Annotated in this window: 17 protein-coding genes; 12 read left to right on the top strand and 5 right to left on the bottom strand. The window is 55.5% G+C overall.

Translation table 11 applies throughout. The features are described 5' to 3' along the window. Positions 1-29 precede the first annotated feature (29 nt). Together cobO and ACMGEE_RS01080 are read right to left on the bottom strand one after the other, a co-directional pair. Positions 30-620: a cob(I)yrinic acid a,c-diamide adenosyltransferase gene (cobO, locus tag ACMGEE_RS01075; RefSeq protein ID WP_253453826.1), complete on the bottom strand. Its 591-nt coding sequence runs from the start codon at positions 618-620 to the stop codon at positions 30-32. After that, a complete protein-coding gene (locus ACMGEE_RS01080; RefSeq protein ID WP_436829494.1) occupies positions 620-1,375 on the bottom strand; it encodes a YciK family oxidoreductase in 756 nt (251 codons plus the stop codon). Before ACMGEE_RS01080 ends, cobO begins: the two co-directional genes overlap by 1 nt. A 199-nt stretch (positions 1,376-1,574) precedes the next feature. On the opposite strand from ACMGEE_RS01080, the gene sohB reads away from it, so the two are divergent. Continuing rightward, entirely contained in the window at positions 1,575-2,624 is a 1,050-nt protein-coding gene (sohB, locus tag ACMGEE_RS01085) for a protease SohB (RefSeq protein ID WP_125287716.1), read from the top strand. A 26-nt stretch (positions 2,625-2,650) separates the two neighbouring features. On the opposite strand, the gene ACMGEE_RS01090 is transcribed toward sohB, so the two are convergent. After that, positions 2,651-2,899, bottom strand: coding sequence for a DUF2498 family protein (locus ACMGEE_RS01090; protein WP_253453830.1), 249 nt, complete (start codon positions 2,897-2,899; stop codon positions 2,651-2,653). A gap of 398 nt (positions 2,900-3,297) precedes the next feature. On the opposite strand from ACMGEE_RS01090, the gene topA reads away from it, so the two are divergent. The 5 genes from topA (at position 3,298) to acnA (ending at position 11,062) form a co-directional block, all read left to right on the top strand. Beyond that, the gene (gene topA / locus ACMGEE_RS01095) at positions 3,298-5,916 is read left to right on the top strand and encodes a type I DNA topoisomerase (protein ID WP_253453832.1); all 2,619 of its coding nucleotides are present in this window, start codon (positions 3,298-3,300) and stop codon (positions 5,914-5,916) included. Positions 5,917-6,104: 188 nt separating this feature from the next. After that, positions 6,105-7,079, top strand: coding sequence for an HTH-type transcriptional regulator CysB (gene cysB, locus ACMGEE_RS01100; RefSeq protein WP_253453834.1), 975 nt, complete (start codon positions 6,105-6,107; stop codon positions 7,077-7,079). A 497-nt stretch (positions 7,080-7,576) separates the two neighbouring features. Further along, positions 7,577-7,735 (top strand): YmiA family putative membrane protein, encoded by a 159-nt coding sequence (locus ACMGEE_RS01105; RefSeq protein ID WP_125287712.1) that lies wholly within the window; start codon positions 7,577-7,579, stop codon positions 7,733-7,735. A gap of 2 nt (positions 7,736-7,737) precedes the next feature. Further along, positions 7,738-7,902, top strand: coding sequence for a YciX family protein (locus tag ACMGEE_RS01110; RefSeq protein ID WP_253453836.1), 165 nt, complete (start codon positions 7,738-7,740; stop codon positions 7,900-7,902). Between the two features lie 472 nt (positions 7,903-8,374). Beyond that, entirely contained in the window at positions 8,375-11,062 is a 2,688-nt protein-coding gene (gene acnA, locus ACMGEE_RS01115; protein ID WP_436829495.1) for an aconitate hydratase AcnA, read from the top strand. A gap of 95 nt (positions 11,063-11,157) precedes the next feature. Here the strand turns inward: acnA and ribA are convergent, their stop codons facing one another. Further along, positions 11,158-11,751, bottom strand: coding sequence for a GTP cyclohydrolase II (gene ribA / locus ACMGEE_RS01120; protein ID WP_125287710.1), 594 nt, complete (start codon positions 11,749-11,751; stop codon positions 11,158-11,160). 212 nt (positions 11,752-11,963) lie between these two features. Between ribA and pgpB the strand changes: the two genes are divergently transcribed. The 5 genes from pgpB (at position 11,964) to yciH (ending at position 15,615) form a co-directional block, all read left to right on the top strand. Next, a complete protein-coding gene (gene pgpB / locus ACMGEE_RS01125; RefSeq protein ID WP_253453839.1) occupies positions 11,964-12,725 on the top strand; it encodes a phosphatidylglycerophosphatase B in 762 nt (253 codons plus the stop codon). Between the two features lie 134 nt (positions 12,726-12,859). After that, the gene (locus tag ACMGEE_RS01130; RefSeq protein ID WP_253453841.1) at positions 12,860-13,168 is read left to right on the top strand and encodes a LapA family protein; all 309 of its coding nucleotides are present in this window, start codon (positions 12,860-12,862) and stop codon (positions 13,166-13,168) included. A gap of 6 nt (positions 13,169-13,174) precedes the next feature. Continuing rightward, positions 13,175-14,344, top strand: a complete 1,170-nt coding sequence (gene lapB, locus ACMGEE_RS01135; protein ID WP_253453843.1) for a lipopolysaccharide assembly protein LapB — start codon at positions 13,175-13,177, stop codon at positions 14,342-14,344. 234 nt (positions 14,345-14,578) lie between these two features. Beyond that, positions 14,579-15,289, top strand: a complete 711-nt coding sequence (gene pyrF / locus ACMGEE_RS01140) for an orotidine-5'-phosphate decarboxylase (protein ID WP_436829496.1) — start codon at positions 14,579-14,581, stop codon at positions 15,287-15,289. Further along, on the top strand, positions 15,289-15,615 hold the full coding sequence (gene yciH / locus ACMGEE_RS01145; protein ID WP_301251646.1) for a stress response translation initiation inhibitor YciH: 327 nt from the start codon (positions 15,289-15,291) through the stop codon (positions 15,613-15,615). Before pyrF ends, yciH begins: the two co-directional genes overlap by 1 nt. Before the next feature lie 57 nt (positions 15,616-15,672). On the opposite strand, the gene osmB is transcribed toward yciH, so the two are convergent. Further along, complete coding sequence (gene osmB, locus ACMGEE_RS01150) at positions 15,673-15,891, bottom strand: osmotically-inducible lipoprotein OsmB (RefSeq protein ID WP_125287704.1); 219 nt, start codon at positions 15,889-15,891, stop codon at positions 15,673-15,675. Positions 15,892-16,263: 372 nt separating this feature from the next. On the opposite strand from osmB, the gene ACMGEE_RS01155 reads away from it, so the two are divergent. After that, a complete protein-coding gene (locus ACMGEE_RS01155; RefSeq protein WP_436829497.1) occupies positions 16,264-16,965 on the top strand; it encodes an L-ribulose-5-phosphate 4-epimerase in 702 nt (233 codons plus the stop codon). The last annotated feature ends 122 nt before the right edge of the window (positions 16,966-17,087 follow it).

Below are 17,087 nucleotides of genomic sequence, written 5' to 3' on the forward strand. Positions count from 1 at the left end.
CGAAGCGATTCGCCCTTTTTTTTGGCCTGTTACCAGTCGATACCCTGCTGCGCCTGGATCCCCGCATCAAAAGCGTGTTTAACCGGACGCATTTCGGTTACGGTATCCGCCAGCGCCAGCAAATCGCGATGACAGCCCCGGCCGGTAATGATAACGCTCTGCTGAGGCGGACGGGCGCGCAGCGCCGCCATGACCTCTTCCAGCGGCAGATAGTCAAAGCTCACCATATAGGTCAGCTCATCCATCACCACCAGATCCAGCGACGCATCCTGCAACATCCGTTTGCCGTGCTGCCAGACTTCAAGGCAGGCGGCGGTATCAGTTTCGCGGTTCTGCGTATCCCAGGTGAAGCCGGTGGCCATCACCTGAAACTCCACGCCGTGCGGCTCCAGCAAATTGCGTTCGCCGTTTGGCCATTCGCCCTTAATAAACTGAATGACGCCCACGCGCTTTTGATGGCCCACCGCACGGGCGGCAGTGCCGAAAGCGGCCGTGGTCTTGCCTTTGCCGTTACCGGTAAACACCATCAGAATGCCGCGCGTTTCGGTCGCGGCGGCAATGCGCGCGTCAACTTTTTCCTTCAGCTTTTGTTGACGCTGCTGGTGGCGATCGTCGGCCATTATTCCGCTGCTCCCGGTTTGCGTCCTGGCTGCGCATCGAAGCTGACGCCGCTTTCCGTGCAGTCATCGCCCATCACGTAAAGGTAAGTGGGCATAATATCCGCCGGGGTTTTCAGCTTGCCTGCGTTCTCCTGCGGGAAGGCGCTGGCGCGCATTTTGGTGCGTGTGCCGCCGGGGTTAATGCAGTTGACGCGCAGCTGGCCGCGATACTCTTCAGCCAGCACCTGCATCATGCCTTCGGTGGCGAATTTAGAGACGGAGTAGACGCCCCAGCCCGCGCGTCCCTGGCGGCCCACGCTGGAAGAGGTAAACACCAGCGAGCCGGCCTGTGACTTCAGCAGCAGCGGCAGCAGCGCCTGAGTCAGGAAGAAAGTGGCGTCAACGTTTACGCGCATCACCTGCTGCCAGACGGCGGGATCCTGCTCGGTCATGGGCACCACGTCGCCCAGCAGGCCCGCGTTATGCAGCACGCCGTCCAGCCTGGAGACATGACGGGAAATTTCATCGGCCAGCTGACGGCACGCTTCGGGCGTGGCGCTGTCCAAATCCAGCGTAAAGAAAAGCGGCGAAGGCTTGCCGACAGCGGCGATTTCATCCGCCACATTTTGCAGCTTCTGCGCGTTGCGTCCCAGCAAAATAACCTGCGCGCCATAGCGAGCGTAGGTGACAGCAGCCTCGCGGCCAATGCCGTCGCTGGCGCCGGTAACAAGAATAATACGATCGTTGAGCAATTGACTGGCAGGTTGATAATTCATTGATGCGCCTCTGGCGATGCTTAGTGCGGAAGGGAAACAGGGTAACGCCGCTAATCCATTGACCGCAACAGTAAACCGCCCGAATGCCTGGTCTCTGCGCAGCGCTATCTTTGCGTACTCAACGGATCCGGGCGACGACGGGCAGCGACTCGGCTACACTAGCTGCTGATCTAATTGGATGTTAAATAAGGCGGAATGCGTGGAACTACTCTCTTACTACGGACTTTTTCTGGCCAAGACGGTCACGGTGGTCGTGGCGATCGCGGCCATTGCTATTTTGATTACGCATCTGGCCATGCGTAAACGCGCTCAGGGCGGCCAGCTGCGCCTGACGCGGCTGAATGAGGCGTATCAGGAGATAAAGGATGAAATGCGCCTGGCGAGCATGAAGCCGCATGACAAAAAACGCTGGTATAAAGAGCAGAAAAAAAAGGACAAGCTGGAGGCGAAAACCGCTAAAGCCGAGGCGAAACAAGGTATTAAGCCAGCCGAAAGCAAACCCACGCTGTACGTGATGGATTTTAAAGGCAGCATGGACGCGCACGAGGTCGCCTCGCTGCGTGAAGAGATCTCGGCGGTTATGGCCGTCGCCAGACCGCAGGATGAAGTGCTGCTGCGTCTGGAAAGTCCGGGTGGCGTGGTGCACGGCTACGGGCTGGCCTCTTCCCAGCTTCAGCGGCTGCGCGATAAGAACATCCGTTTGACCGTGGCGGTGGATAAGGTAGCGGCGAGCGGCGGCTATATGATGGCCTGCGTGGCCGATCGCATCGTGGCTGCACCGTTTTCTATCATTGGCTCGATCGGCGTGGTTGCCCAGATCCCTAACTTCAACCGCCTGCTGAAGCGCAATGAAATTGACGTAGAGCTGCATACGGCCGGAGAGTACAAGCGCACGCTGACGCTGTTTGGCGAAAACACCGAGCAGGGCCGCGAAAAATTCCGCGAGGATCTCAACGAGACGCATCAGCTGTTTAAAGAGTTTGTGCATCAGATGCGCCCGACGCTGGACATCGACAGCGTGGCGACGGGCGAACACTGGTTCGGCACCCAGGCGCTGGAAAAAGGCCTGGTTGACGCTATCGGCACCAGCGACGATCTGATTATCGACCAGATGCAGGCGCGGGAAGTGGTTGCGGTGCACTACGTGAAGCGCAAAAAAATGATGGATCGCTTTACGCAAAGCGCCAGCGTCAGCGTCGAACGCCTGCTGCTGCGCCTGTGGCAGCGTGGCGAGAAGCCGCTGCTGTAGTCCTGTTAGCGCCTGCCTGGCGGGCGCTATTCCTGCAAGTGATAAAGCGGCGACAGCTCCGTGGCCAGAAACTTAAAAACGTTAAACACCACCGTGCTTTTACTGCCGGGCAAGCCTTGCTCGTCCAGAAAATAGTCGCCGCAAAAAACCAGCACGTCGCCTTTCTGCTCCACGTCGGTGGCGCTCAGTCCGGGAAAAAAATCCTTGTGCTCCGCGATGAGCTCGTTCGCCTTTTGCAGGAGTGCGGATTTATCAATAGCCTGGGTATGCTTCACAGAATTCTCTCCTTTATAGAGACGGCAGATGAGCAGTATATTACGCCGCGCTGCCGCAAAAACTCAATGCCGATGGGCGCTTGCCTGCCCACACGCTTTTTTATGACTTTCTGGCGTAAATCCGTTGTGGATGCTAATTAAGTTGCGTAACAGATTTTATCAGGTAGAGTGTGGGCGTTTCGGGTTCCGGGCGTAAAACTGGCTTTACGCTTTGTTAGTGATGCGCTTAACAGTTTGTAAAAGGTGTCGTTAATCAGTGAGTTGGCTTCCTGAGCGGGAAGCGTTAACAGGGAAAGTGCCGGATTCTGCCGTCGGCCATGAAGGTTTTAACGCGCTGGATTGCCCGCAGGCTTTCGGCACAATTTACTCTCGGATGTTTTAATCAGGTAAAGGTAAATATGGGCAAAGCTCTCGTAATAGTTGAGTCCCCGGCAAAAGCCAAAACAATCAATAAATATCTCGGAAACGACTACGTGGTGAAATCCAGCGTCGGTCATATCCGCGATTTGCCGACCAGTGGATCAACAGTTAAAAAGAGCGCTGACTCTACAACCAGTAAGACCACCAAAAAGGTGAAAAAGGACGAGAAGGCCGCGCTGGTAAGCCGGATGGGCGTCGATCCTTATCACGGCTGGGAAGCGAACTATCAGATCCTTCCCGGCAAGGAGAAAGTGGTCTCCGAGCTGAAAGCGCTGGCGCAAAATGCCGACCACATCTATCTCGCAACCGACCTTGACCGCGAAGGGGAAGCCATTGCCTGGCACCTGCGGGAAGTGATCGGCGGTGATGATTCGCGCTTCAGCCGCGTGGTGTTTAACGAAATCACCAAAAATGCTATTCGTCAGGCTTTCGACAAGCCGGGCGAACTGAATATCAATCGGGTTAACGCTCAGCAGGCGCGCCGCTTTATGGACCGCGTGGTGGGCTATATGGTTTCGCCGCTGCTGTGGAAGAAAATCGCTCGCGGACTGTCCGCCGGGCGCGTGCAGTCGGTCGCCGTGCGGCTGGTGGTGGAGCGCGAGCGCGAAATCAAAGCGTTCGTGCCGGAAGAGTATTGGGAACTGCATGCCGATCTGAATACGCCGGAAGGCACGCTGCTGCCGATGGAAGTGACTCATCAGCACGACAAGCCTTTCCGTCCGGTTAACGGCGAGCAGACCCAGGCCGCCGTCAGCCTGCTGGAAAAAGCGCGCTATCAGGTTACCGACCGTGAAGATAAGCCGACCAGCAGCAAGCCCGGCGCGCCGTTTATTACCTCAACGCTGCAACAGGCGGCCAGTACCCGTCTGGGCTACGGCGTGAAAAAAACCATGATGATGGCACAGCGCCTCTATGAAGCGGGCCACATTACCTATATGCGTACCGACTCGACCAATCTGAGTCAGGATGCGGTCAGCATGGTGCGCGGCTATATTGAAAACGAATTTGGCGAAAAATATTTGCCGAAGGCCGCCAATGCCTATGCCAGCAAAGATAACTCGCAGGAAGCGCACGAAGCGATCCGTCCTTCGGACGTCGCCGTCCTGGCCGAGCAGCTGAAGGATATGGAAGCCGACGCGCAGAAGCTGTATCAGCTAATCTGGCGTCAGTTCGTTGCCTGTCAGATGATGCCGGCGCAGTATGACTCCACGACGCTGACCGTCAGCGCCGGCGAGTTTAAACTCAAGGCGAAAGGGCGCACGCTGCGCTTTGACGGCTGGACCCGCGTGATGCCTGCGCTGCGCAAGGGCGATGAAGATCGCACGCTGCCGCCGGTTGAAGTGGGTAAAGAGCTGGCGCTGCAGCAGCTGAAGCCAAGCCAGCACTTTACCAAACCGCCGGCACGCTTCAGCGAAGCCTCGCTGGTGCGCGAGCTGGAAAAACGCGGCATCGGTCGTCCTTCTACCTACGCCTCGATTATCTCGACCATTCAGGATCGCGGCTACGTGCGCGTGGAAAGCCGTCGCTTCTATGCGGAAAAGATGGGCGAAATCGTTACCGACCGGCTGGAAGAAAACTTCCGCGAGCTGATGAACTACGACTTCACCGCGCATATGGAAAACAGCCTGGATCAGGTTGCCAACAACGAAGCGCAGTGGAAAGGCGTGCTGGATAAATTTTTCGCCGACTTCAGCCAGCAGCTGGAAAAGGCGGATAAAGATCCGGAAGAGGGCGGCATGCAGCCGAACCAGATGGTGCTGACCACCATCGATTGCCCAACCTGCGGGCGTAAGATGGGTATCCGTACCGCCAGCACCGGCGTGTTCCTCGGCTGCTCGGGCTATGCGCTGCCGCCGAAAGAGCGCTGTAAACAAACCATCAATCTGATCCCAGAGAATGAAGTACTGAATATTCTCGAAGGCGAAGATGCGGAAACCAACGCGCTGCGCGCGCGCCGTCGCTGCGGCAAATGCGGCACGGCGATGGACAGCTATCTGATCGATAACCAGCGCAAACTGCACGTGTGTGGCAACAACCCAAGCTGCGACGGTTACGAAATCGAGCAGGGCGAATTCCGTATCAAAGGCTATGACGGGCCGATCGTAGAGTGCGAAAAGTGTGGCTCGGAGATGCACCTGAAAATGGGGCGTTTCGGCAAGTACATGGCCTGCACCAACGACGACTGTAAAAATACCCGTAAGATCCTGCGTAACGGCGATGTTGCGCCGCCGAAAGAAGATCCGGTTCCGCTGCCGGAGCTGCAGTGCGAAAAATCGGATGCTTACTTTGTACTGCGCGACGGCGCGGCAGGCGTTTTCCTGGCGGCCAACACCTTCCCTAAATCCAGGGAGACGCGCGCGCCGCTGGTGGAAGAGCTGCAACGCTTCCGCGATCGCCTGCCGGAAAAGCTGCGCTATCTGGCCGACGCGCCGGTTGCCGATGATGAAGGCAACAAGACGGTAGTGCGCTTCAGCCGCAAAACGAAGCAGCAGTACGTCAGTACGGAAAAAGAAGGTAAGGCTACAGGCTGGACGGCGTTCTACGTCGACGGCAAATGGGCCGTCACCGAAAAAGCGGCGAAAGCCAGTAAGAAATAACCTGTCGGGCCGGCGTTTCAGCTGGCCCGTTTTTCTCCTGCGGCTTCAGCCCTGCTATACATTCCACCCATCTTTGATATGATTGTTATAGATATACCTTTCCTTATTATAAAATCGCATTAGGCCGATACGTTGTGCTCTGTCAGCACAGCCCGTCGGCGCGCGGCGCCAAACTGGACGGATCAAACATGAAATTGCAGCAGCTGCGTTACATCGTTGAAGTGGTCAATCACAATCTGAACGTCTCTTCAACGGCTGAGGGGCTTTATACATCGCAACCCGGGATCAGTAAGCAAGTACGTATGCTGGAAGACGAGTTGGGTATCCAGATCTTTGCCCGCAGCGGCAAGCATCTGACGCAGGTCACGCCCGCAGGCCAGGAAATTATCCGTATCGCCCGCGAAGTGCTGTCAAAAGTCGAAGCCATCAAATCAGTCGCCGGGGAACATACCTGGCCGGATAAAGGCTCGCTGTATGTTGCTACAACGCACACGCAGGCCCGCTACGCGCTGCCCAACGTGATTAAAGGCTTTATCGAACGCTATCCTCGCGTTTCGCTGCATATGCATCAGGGCTCGCCTACGCAAATTGCAGAAGCGGTGTCTAAAGGCAACGCGGATTTTGCTATCGCTACCGAAGCGCTGCATCTTTATGACGATCTGGTTATGCTGCCTTGCTATCACTGGAATCGCGCCATCGTGGTGACGCCGGATCATCCGCTGGCAGGCAAAGAAAAAGTCTCTATCGAAGAGTTAGCCGAGTATCCGCTGGTTACCTATACCTTCGGCTTTACCGGACGTTCAGAGCTGGATACGGCGTTTAATCGGGCTGGCCTGACGCCGCGTATCGTTTTCACCGCGACGGATGCGGACGTGATTAAAACCTACGTACGTTTAGGATTGGGCGTGGGTGTCATCGCCAGCATGGCGGTCGATCCGGTCTCGGATCCGGATCTGGTCAGAATAGAAGCTACGGACGTCTTTAGCTTCAGCACCACCAAAATCGGCTTCCGCCGCAGCACCTTTTTGCGCAGTTACATGTATGATTTTATTCAGCGTTTCGCGCCGCACCTGACCCGTGACGTCGTCGATACGGCCGTGGGGCTGCGCTCGAACGAAGATATTGAAGCAATGTTTAAAGATATTAAATTACCCGCCAAATAATTTTCCGTCCCTGCATCCCTATTCAGAGCCGCGACGCGGCTCTGCGATAATCATTGGTCCTGCCTGTTACTGCAATTGATAAAATCTTTTTATTCTTTTTACGTAAATGCCGCCCCCATCACATGTTTTTCCAAAGTTATTCATTAAATGAGAAACAGTACACATTTTTCAGCGGGCATCTTTGCGCACCTCCAGGATGATTCTCATACTCTGGTTATCAAGGCGCGACAGGGCGCGAACGGCAAGGAGGTTTCAATAAATGCTGATTTATCAATGGTGCGAAAAAACAGCTATTGTCAGTAAATTTGGCTTAAAGGGTAATTTGTTAACGCGAGTTTGGTTAAGTACGATCAATAGATTTCATAAACTTTAATGAATACTATTAATCGTTCGGCGTAATAAAAATAGCTGGATTTCACGCCATAAAATGTTTAGGATTCCTCCTAATTTCTGATTGCTCAAAACAATCGTTTCAATGAGAGTGATTATCAAAAACTATGGCTAGCAGAATTTCTGTAGAAACCGACTTCGGTCACAAAGCTCTGAAGGTTCAGCGTAACAGCAATCTGAGACGTAAGGCCTGGTTAGCGGTATTCGCCGCATCGGCGCTGTTTTGGGGAGCTGTTGCAGTCGTGATTTGGCAGATATGGGGGTAGCGATGCACCTGCAGTATTCGGATCAAAAACCACAGCAAGCTGTTAAGTTGAAAAAAGTAGAGTGTAAAAGCAAAGCGAGAGAGAGCATCATCCCGGAAAGCTGGGGGCTGAGCGAAGTGCAACGTAACTTTATTGATTTTATGACGGATAAAACGAATAAAGCTTAAGCCTTACGCTTATATTCACTCTTTGTTTTAACCATGACAAATATAAATATTAACATTATTTAACGGACCAGCTATTTCTGGTCAGGGCACGCTGTCGGCCCAACGATGGGAAACCACAATGGCAACCCATTGATAAACGGTAAAACCTGCTCGCAAAGGCGTGAGGTTTTGAAGTAATACGTTTGGTCTTATAAGACCTGAGTGAGGGCAAAAATGAATTTAACTCAAATGACATGGTTCAGTGCCTGGACGTTTTCAGCCTTATTCTGGGCTAGCCTGCTCTGGCTGAGCATGGTCATGCATTAATAAAGCATATTTAAACAGATATTAACGACGCCTCGCTGAGCAATCAGCGGGGCGTTTTTCTTTTATGCTTCATCGATGTTATCAAAACGTTACGCCAACTTTGTACTATCTTTAAATCAAACCCTGCTTTTATTCAGGTTATGCGAAGATAAACGAAGGAGGAGTAATGTCGTCTACCCTACGTGAAATAACAAAAGACGCGCTGGAAGTTAAAGGTCAACGTTATCACTATTACAGCCTGGCCAAAGCCGCCGGGCAGCTTGGCGATCTCTCCCGTATGCCCAAATCCCTGAAAGTGCTGCTGGAAAACTTGCTGCGCTGGCAGGATGAAGAGTCCGTTACCGATGAGGACATCCGCGCGCTGGCAGGCTGGCTGGCTCAGGCGCATGCCGACCGCGAGATCGCCTATCGGCCCGCCCGCGTGCTGATGCAGGACTTTACCGGCGTGCCCGCGGTGGTCGATCTGGCCGCTATGCGCGAAGCGGTGAAAAGACTGGGCGGGGACGTGGCTAAAGTGAATCCGCTTTCGCCAGTCGATCTGGTTATCGACCACTCGGTTACCGTTGACCGTTTCGGCGACGACGACGCCTTTGAAGAAAACGTGCGTCTGGAGATGGAGCGTAACCATGAGCGCTACGTCTTTTTGCGCTGGGGGCAGAAAGCCTTTAACCGTTTTAGCGTGGTGCCGCCGGGCACCGGGATTTGCCACCAGGTCAACCTGGAATATCTCGGCCAGGCGGTATGGCATGAAATGCAGGACGGTGAGGAAGTTGCCTATCCCGACACGCTTGTTGGCACGGACTCGCACACTACCATGATTAACGCGCTGGGCGTCTTGGGCTGGGGCGTGGGCGGTATCGAGGCGGAAGCCGCTATGCTGGGGCAGCCGGTGTCAATGCTTATCCCTGACGTGGTTGGCTTCAAGCTTAACGGTAAACTCAATCCTGGCATTACCGCCACGGATTTAGTGCTGACCGTGACCCAGATGCTGCGTAAACACGGCGTGGTAGGGAAATTCGTTGAATTCTATGGTGATGGCCTGGCTGACCTGCCGCTGGCGGATCGCGCTACCATCGCCAATATGGCGCCGGAATATGGCGCAACCTGCGGCTTTTTCCCCCTGGACGACGTCACGCTGGGCTATATGAAACTTACCGGCCGCAGCAGCGAACAGGTGGCGCTGGTGGAAGCCTACGCCAAAGCGCAGGGGCTGTGGCGTAATCCCGGCGATGAGCCGGTATTTACCAGTTCACTGGCGCTGGATATGGCTACCGTTGAAGCGAGCGTGGCCGGGCCGAAACGGCCGCAGGATCGCGTTTCGCTGGGCGAAGTGCCGCAGGCTTTCCAGGCCAGTAACGAGCTGGAAGTCAATCGGGCGCAGAAACAGCACCAGTCGGTCAGCTATCGCGACAGCGCCACGGGCAAGGAGCATCAGCTGGAAGATGGCGCAGTAGTGATTTCAGCCATTACTTCCTGCACCAATACCTCCAATGCCAGTATCCTGATGGCGGCGGGCCTGCTGGCGAAAAACGCGGTAATGCTTGGCCTGGACCGCAAGCCGTGGGTAAAAGCGTCGCTGGCGCCGGGATCCAAAGTGGTTTCCGACTATCTGGCGGCGGCGCGACTGACGCCTTATCTGGACAAGCTGGGCTTTAACCTTGTTGGCTACGGCTGTACTACCTGTATCGGTAACTCCGGCCCGCTGCCTGACGCTATCGAGAGCGCGATTAAAAAAGGCGACCTGACGGTTGGCGCGGTGCTTTCCGGCAACCGCAACTTTGAAGGCCGAATCCATCCTTATGTCAAAACCAACTGGCTTGCTTCGCCGCCGTTGGTGGTGGCCTATGCGCTGGCCGGCAATATGAATGTTAATCTGGAAACGGATCCGCTTGGTACTGACAAGACCGGCAAGCCGGTATATCTGAAAGATATCTGGCCGTCACCAGAAGCGATTGCGGAAGCGGTACAGCTGGTTTCCACCGATATGTTCCATAAAGAGTACGCGGAAGTGTTTGAAGGCACGCCGGACTGGCAGGCCATCAGCGTTAGCGAAGCGGCCACCTACGACTGGGACGAAGGATCTACCTATATTCGCCTTTCACCGTTCTTTGATGATATGGAAAAAGAGCCGAAGCCGGTTGTTGATATCAAGGGCGCCAGGATCCTCGCGATGCTGGGCGACTCGGTCACTACCGACCATATTTCGCCTGCCGGCAGTATCAAAGCGGAAAGCCCGGCCGGGCGCTATCTGCTTGCTCATGGCGTCGAGCGGGGCGATTTTAACTCTTACGGCTCGCGACGCGGCAACCATGAAGTGATGATGCGCGGTACCTTTGCCAACATTCGCATCCGCAACGAAATGGTGCCGGGCGTGGAAGGCGGCATGACGCGTTTCGTGCCCGGCGACGAGCAGCTGGCGATCTACGATGCGGCGATGAAATATCAGCAGCAGGGGACGCCGCTGGCGGTGATCGCCGGGAAAGAATATGGCTCCGGCTCCAGCCGCGACTGGGCGGCTAAAGGCCCGCGCCTGCTGGGGGTGCGCGTGGTCATCGCCGAATCTTTTGAGCGTATCCACCGTTCAAATCTGATTGGGATGGGCATACTGCCGCTGGAGTTCCCGGAAGGCGTAACGCGTAAAACGCTGGGGCTGACCGGTGACGAGCAGATCGACGTGGAAAACCTGAGCCAGCTGAAGCCCGGCGGCACGGTGAAAGTCACGCTGACCCGTGCGGACGGCAGTCAGGAAACGCTGCAAACGCGCTGCCGTATCGATACCGGCAATGAGCTGACCTACTACCGCAACGACGGCATCCTGCACTACGTTATACGTAACATGCTGGTCGAGAGCTAAAATAAAAATGCCCCTGATAAGGGGCATTTTTTTGCGCGGAAGGGGGAATACGCCGCGCGGAAAAACAAAACGGGACGCTGTCGGCCCCGTATCCGTTACTCTTTTGGCAAGAGATGACCCATCTTCTCGGCTTTGGTATCAAGGTAGTGCGCGTTTTCAGGATTGCGCCCGACAATCAGCGGCACGCGCTCGATGATATTAATCCCCGCCTCGCTAAGGATCTCGACCTTACGCGGATTGTTGGTCAGCAAACGCACTTCATTAACGCCCAGCAGCTTAAACATGTCCGCGCAAAGGGTAAAATCGCGCTCGTCGGCCGCAAAGCCAAGCTGGTGGTTAGCCTCAACGGTATCGTAGCCTTTATCCTGCAGGGCATAGGCGCGGATTTTATTCAGCAGACCGATATTGCGGCCTTCCTGACGGTGATAAAGCAGAACGCCGCGGCCTTCTTCCGCGATATGGTTCAGCGCCGCCTCCAGCTGGAAACCGCAGTCGCAGCGCAGGCTGAACAGAGCATCGCCCGTCAGGCACTCGGAATGCACGCGCGCCAGCACCGCCTCGCTGTTCGTTATATCGCCATAAACCAGCGCCACATGATCGTGACCGGTTGCCAGTTCTTCAAAACCAACCATGAGGAAATCTCCCCACGGCGTGGGCAGTTTGGCTTCTGCTACCCGTTTAAGCTGCATGTGACTCTCCAGATACATCAGGGGCTGCGCTAACCTTTGCGCCGACCATTCATAATAGCTATTTTGCCACAATCGGGCGTCGGGCGGTTAACCTCTTCGAGCGATTGTTTTAATACCGCACAATTATCGCCATCTCAATCAATATGTTATTATTTTTTATCACGTTGTCATCAGAAATAAATCAATGCCTTACTGAATCGCCGGGGAAAGCCATGTTTGAGATCGCCAAACGCACCACGCTGGGTGCTCTGTTGCTGTTGATTATGCCATTCGGCGTGCTGCTGTCCGGCTGGCGCTGGCAGCCGGTGGAAACAGGGTGGGGCCATCAGCTGCTGTTCTGGCTGACCGAAACCGTGACCAGTCCATGGGGAACCTTAACCAGCGTGATCCTCTGCGCGTGGTTCCTGTGGTGCCTGCGCTATCGCCTTAAGTCGGCAATTATTCTGTTGCTGATCGTGGTGTCGGCAATCCTGCTCGGGCAGTACACCAAAACGTTTATTAAAGATCAGGTACGCGAGCCGCGCCCTTATGTGCTGTGGCTGGAGCAAAACCACGGGCTTGATGAAAAATACTTTTACGAGCAGACCCGCAAGCAGCGCAGCGTAATGGTGCGGGAAGCGATTGCGGAAGATCCTCGCCTGCCTGACTGGCTGAAGGCGCACTGGGAATTTGAAACCGGCTATGCTTTCCCTTCTGGTCATACCATGTTTGCAGCCAGCTGGGCGCTGCTGGCGGTAGGGCTGTTATGGCCTCGCCGCCGTATCGTCACGCTGTGCGTGCTGGTGGCCTGGGCGATTGGCGTGATGGCAAGCCGTCTGGTGCTGGGAATGCACTGGCCGCGCGACCTGATTACCTCAACGCTTATCAGCTGGGTGCTGGTCACGCTGGCGACCTGGCTGGTGCAGCGCTACAGCGGGCCGCTCACCGTTCCGCCGGCGGAAGAGCAGGAAATAAGCGAACGCGACGAGGCGTGATTGTGTTCGCGCCGTTTGCCCCCATAACCTGAGGATTGGGCAGGCATTTCATGCGCCCTGCGCGCATCAGGCAAGCAACAGGGCTAATTTTTTGGCATAATTCATCTGGTTATCACCAGACTATGGGACGGACTGTGAAATACTTGCTGATTTTTTTACTGGTTTTAGTGATTTTCATTATCTCTATTACGCTTGGCGCGCATAACGATCAGGTGGTTACCTTTAACTATCTGCTGGCGCAGGGCGAATATCGCGTTTCGACGCTGCTGGCTACGCTGTTCGCTGCGGGTTTTTTAATCGGCTGGGCGATTTGCGGTCTGTTCTGGCTCCGTCTGCGCGTGGCGCTGGCTAATTCCCAGCGTAAACTGAAACGTCTCCAGCAGAAGCTGGGGCAGGCAGAAGAAGCGGCGGCTCAGCCAGCCGTGCCTGCCGTTAAGGAATAATCCCCTATGTTGGAACTGCTGTTTCTGTTGCTGCCTGTTGCCGCTGCCTATGGTTGGTATATGGGGCGCAGGAGCGCGCAGCAGGATAAGCAACAGGAAGCGAGCCGCCTGTCGCGCGATTACGTCGCCGGCGTCAATTTCCTGCTGTCCAATCAGCAGGATAAAGCGGTCGATCTCTTTCTGGATATGCTGAAGGAAGACAGCGGCACGGTAGAGGCGCATCTGACGTTGGGTAACCTGTTTCGCTCGCGAGGCGAGGTTGACCGGGCTATCCGCATTCATCAGGCCCTGATGGAAAGCGCTTCGCTGACCTACGATCAGCGCCTGCTGGCCGTGCAGCAGCTGGGCCGCGACTATATGGCCGCGGGTTTTTACGATCGGGCGGAAGAAATGTTCAGCCAGCTGACCGATGAGACGGACTTCCGCGTCGGCGCGCTGCAGCAGCTGCTGCTTATTCATCAGGCGACCAGCGACTGGCCAAAAGCCATCGAGGTGGCCGAACGGCTGGTAAAGCTGGGCAAAGAAAAGCAGCGTATGGAAATTGCGCATTTCTACTGCGAGCTGGCGCTCCAGGCGATGGGCAGCGACGATCTGGATCGCGCTATGGGCCTGCTGAAAAAAGGCGAATCCGCCGACAGGCAGAGCGCCCGCGTCTCGATCATGATGGGGCGTATCCACATGGCGAAAGGCGACTATGCAAAAGCGGTTGGGTTTTTACAGCGCGTGATAGAACAGGATAAAGAGCTGGTCAGCGAAACGCTGGCGATGCTGGAAACCTGCTATCAACAGCTGCAACAGCCCAACGCCTGGGCCGAGTATCTGAAGCGCTGCGTTGAGGAAAATACCGGCGCGGCGGCCGAGCTTTACCTCTCTGACGTCATTGAAAAAGACGAGGGCGGCGAAGTGGCGCAGATCTATATTAATCGCCAGCTGCAGCGCCATCCTACCATGCGCGTTTTCCATCGCCTGATGGATTACCACCTGCATGAAGCGGAAGACGGTAGGGCAAAAGAGAGCCTGATGGTGCTGCGGGATATGGTCGGCGAACAGATCCGCACCAAGCCGCGCTACCGCTGCCACAAGTGCGGCTTTACCGCCCATGCGCTTTACTGGCACTGTCCTTCCTGTCGCGCCTGGTCCTCGGTTAAACCTATCCGCGGCCTGGACGGGCAATAAACCGGCCAGCGGCTCCTGTTGTGGAGCGCTGGCTTTTTTAACAGGTCAAAAATAGTTACAACATACTAATAAGTAAACTTCATATCAGGGTTTCAGCAGCAATGAGAGCCGCATGGTCTGGCAGGCGAAAAGGGAAAACTTGCCGCTAAACTGTGAATTTAACGACGTCGCAGGTAGAATGCTTGCCGTTTATCTCCTGCACCCGCGCGGTGCGCTATTTCAGAGGGTTTCAACATGCAATCATCTCACCGCTCCCGGATCCTGGTGGCGCTGGACTACGCTAATCACGCCAGCGCCATGGCCTTTGTTGACCGTATCGATCCGCGCAGCTGCCGCCTGAAAGTCGGCAAAGAGATGTTTACGCTGTTTGGCCCCCAGCTGGTGCGGGATTTACAGCAGCGCGGCTTTGAGGTGTTTCTGGACCTGAAATTCCATGACATCCCCAATACCACCGCACATGCCGTTGCGGCGGCGGCCGATCTGGGCGTCTGGATGGTTAACGTCCACGCCAGCGGTGGCGCGCGGATGATGACGGCCGCTCGTGAGGCGCTAAAGCCCTTTGGTAAAGACGCGCCGTTGCTGATCGCCGTGACCGTACTGACCAGTATGGAAGCGGAGGATCTGCGCGGGATTGGCATCGAGCTTTCGCCAGCGGAGCATGCTGAAAGGCTGGCGCGGCTCACGCAGCAGTGCGGCCTGGACGGTGTGGTATGCTCAGCGCAGGAAGCGGCGCGCTTCAAACAGACGCTGGGCAGCGATTTTAAATTGGTCACGCCGGGCATTCGTCCTGCGGGCAGCGAGGCGGGCGATCAGCGGCGCATTATGACTCCGCAGCAGGCGCTACAGGCCGGGGTGGATTATATGGTGATTGGTCGTCCCGTCACCCAGGCCGCTGACCCGGCAGCCGCGTTGAATAACATCATCGCATCACTTCAGGAGGCATAATGGCCGATAACAACAGCCGTCTGGTCTATTCCACCGAAACCGGACGCATCGATGAACCCAAAGCGGCGGTACAGCGGCCAAAAGGTGACGGCATCGTGCGCATACAGCGGCAAACCAGCGGCCGTAAAGGCAAGGGCGTATGCCTGGTCACGGGCGTCGATCTGCCGGATGCCGGGCTGGAAAAGCTGGCGGCCGAGCTGAAGAAAAAATGCGGCTGCGGCGGATCGGTTAAAGAGGGCGTGATTGAAATTCAGGGCGACAAGCGCGATCTGCTGAAAACGCTGCTGGAAGCTAAAGGACTGAAAGTGAAGCTGGCGGGCGGCTGAAGCAAAAAGGCCGCGTTTTGTCGCGGCCTTGTGCTTTCTTTGCTTAACGGTCAGCCGTTAACGGCTGATCTGATGACCGATGATCCCGCCCACAGCGGCACCGCCGACGGTGCCCAGACCGCTGCCGTTAGAAAGAATAGACCCGCCGATAGCACCCGCGCCCGCGCCGATAGCGGTATTGCGATCGCGTTTCGACCAGTTTGAGCATCCGCTTAAGGAAAGCACCAGAGTGGCGGCCAGCAGGCCAGCGGTAATACGTTTAATTGTTACTGACATAGTCACTTCTCCATCATTGCTGCTGCAGGAATAACGCTATAAGTATAGAGGTTTACCTTGCCTTTTGGCCCGGACACGCCCGTTTCTTAGCGATTTATCTCACGTAAATAAAACATTGCCATCATATATCACGTCGTTCTTACCGTACTCGTGAAGCAACACTTACACATTTGTTAAGTTTCAGACTTATTTCTGTAAAGGTATTGCTGGCACGTATTCTAAGCATAGACGATCGTCTTCACAGGTAAAAAATCTTAATTTCCCACGCTTTTTACCGTCACCCAGCTAATTTCTGCCACGCATCCAGCGATTGCCTCCATACCCTGATGGCTGGCCAGCGGGGACAATGTAGAAAAAAGTGGGAGAAACCAAATGCTGGAAGAACTGAAACAACAGGTGTTGGAAGCCAATCTGGCGCTGCCTCGCCACGGTCTGGTGGTGTTCACCTGGGGTAACGTAAGCGCGGTCGATCGTGAGCAGGGCCTGATAGTGATTAAACCTTCCGGGGTCAGCTATGAGGCGATGAAACGCGAAGATATGGTCGTGGTCGATCTGCACAGCGGCGAGGTGCGGGAAGGCAATATGCGGCCTTCTTCCGATACCGACACGCACCGCGCGCTCTATCTGGCCTGGCCTGAGGTAGGCAGCATTGTCCATACGCATTCCCGCCATGCCACCATTTGGGCGCAGGCGGGCAAAGAGATCCCTGCCTGGGGCACCACCCACGCCGATGATTTTTACGGCGCCATTCCCTGTAGTCGCCAGATGACGCCGGAAGAAATCGGCTCCCGCTATGAGTGGGAAACGGGGCAGGTGATTATCGAAACTTTCCGTGAAAAAGATCTGGATCCGCTGGCTGTGCCGGCCGTTCTGGTCAATTCCCACGGCCCGTTTTGCTGGGGAAAAACGCCGGAAAAAGCCGTGCATTCGGCGGTCGTGCTGGAAGAAGTCGCCTATATGGGCATTTACAGCCAGCTGTTAACGCCGTCGCTGCCCGCCATTCAGCAGCCGCTGCTGGACTGCCATTATTTACGCAAGCACGGTAGCAATGCCTGGTATGGTCAGATAAAATAATTTAATCAGAAATCATAACGTTATTTCCCTCCACCGGTCTTTGCGGTAAAAACCGTCAGTTATTAGCGCCTCGCTGGCTTTCAGGCCGGCGGGGTGAAAATAATTTACCTTTAAAATCAAAC

This window comes from Erwinia artemisiae (genome assembly GCF_051400835.1).
GTDB lineage: Bacteria > Pseudomonadota > Gammaproteobacteria > Enterobacterales > Enterobacteriaceae > Erwinia > Erwinia aeris.